General features: G+C 46.3%; 1 protein-coding gene. It reads right to left on the reverse strand.

Annotated elements, in window-relative coordinates; translation table 11 throughout:
* Window positions 1-74: 74 nt before the first annotated feature.
* Window positions 75-1,331 (reverse strand): glutamyl-tRNA reductase, encoded by a 1,257-nt coding sequence (hemA, locus tag R7070_RS25125; protein ID WP_005496164.1) that lies wholly within the window; start codon window positions 1,329-1,331, stop codon window positions 75-77.
* Window positions 1,332-1,442: the final 111 nt, after the last annotated feature.

A 1,442-nucleotide genomic window follows, 5' to 3' on the forward strand; every position in this document is an offset into this window, starting at 1 on the left:
ACGTTCTACTAGCGTTTCTAGCTTAGTCAGAATAGAGGCTTTCATAGTGTCGTTTTCTTAATAAAAAGCGTGAGTTACAGATCATCTAAGCCAAGCGTTTGGCGGATAATCGTTAATTTTGCTGGTTCGCCTTGTTCCGCCGCACTTTGTAGTGCGCGTGTTGGGGCGTGAATCAGTTTGTTGGTGAGTTTATTACTAAGTTCGCGCAGTACTTTCTCCGGATCTGCGCCAGCTGCCAATGATTGCAGGCTTTTACTCAGTAACTCTTCACGTATTTCGTTCGCCGACTTACGATAATCGCGAATACTATCAACCGCTTGCAGTGAGCGTAGCCACGTCATAAACGACGCACTTTCTTCACTAACAATAGCTTCGGCCTGAATCGCTTCAACTTTACGTTGCTCAATATTGCTATCGATGATCGACTGCAAGTCGTCCACCGAATACAGATAAGCATCGTTCAATTCGCCAACTTGCGCTTCCACATCACGTGGTACAGCAATATCGACTAACAGAATAGGTTGATGACGACGTTGTTTCAGCGCCGTTTCGACCATACCTTTACCAATAATAGGTAACGGACTCGCTGTTGAGCTAATCACGATGTCCGCTCTTGCGAGGTGGTCTGGGATTTCGTTCAGGCTGATTACTTCTGCACCAAACTGCTCAGCTAACCCTTGAGCACGCTCTTTGGTGCGGTTTGCGACTATCATTTTTGTGCAGCCGTTCGACGCTAAGTGCTTCGCGACCAGTTCGATGGTTTCACCTGCCCCGACAAGTAAGACTGTCGAGTCAGATAACGATTCGAAAATGTGTTTTGCTAATGTACATGCGGCGTAAGCCACCGACACAGCATTGCCACCGATATCAGTTTCCGTACGAACTCGTTTTGCAACAGAAAACGTTTTTTGGAACAGCTTATCAATCGACGAGTCTACAGCTTGATGATCACGTGAATCAGAAAATGCCTGTTTCACTTGACCTAAGATCTGCGGCTCACCAAGTACCAGAGAATCAAGGCCACACGAGACGCGCATCAAGTGTTTAATTGCCGCTTGTTCTTCGTGTACATACAAACTTGGCATCAAGTCTTCACGGCTCACTTGGTGAAATTGAGCGAGCCAATCGATCAGCTTGTTTCGCGCTCCTTGCTTAACGTCGCAGTACAACTCAGTACGGTTACAGGTTGAAACAATCACACTGCCGTTAACCGCTTCGTGCTCTCTGAGTTGCTCAAGTGCAGGGCCGAGCTTATCAGGCCCGAACGCCACTTTCTCTCGCAAGTCAACAGACGCTGTATTGTGATTAATTCCAATAGCAAGCAAGGACATCTAACGTGGTATCTCTGAGATCGGTTATAAAATAGGTTCAGAATTTTACTGTAAGCACGCATTTATTGAAAGGGTAAGCCGGATTTGTTTTCCTAAGTCCGTCTTTTCAAT

This window comes from Vibrio sp. 1557, from assembly GCF_033340175.1.
Lineage (GTDB): Bacteria > Pseudomonadota > Gammaproteobacteria > Enterobacterales > Vibrionaceae > Vibrio > Vibrio alginolyticus.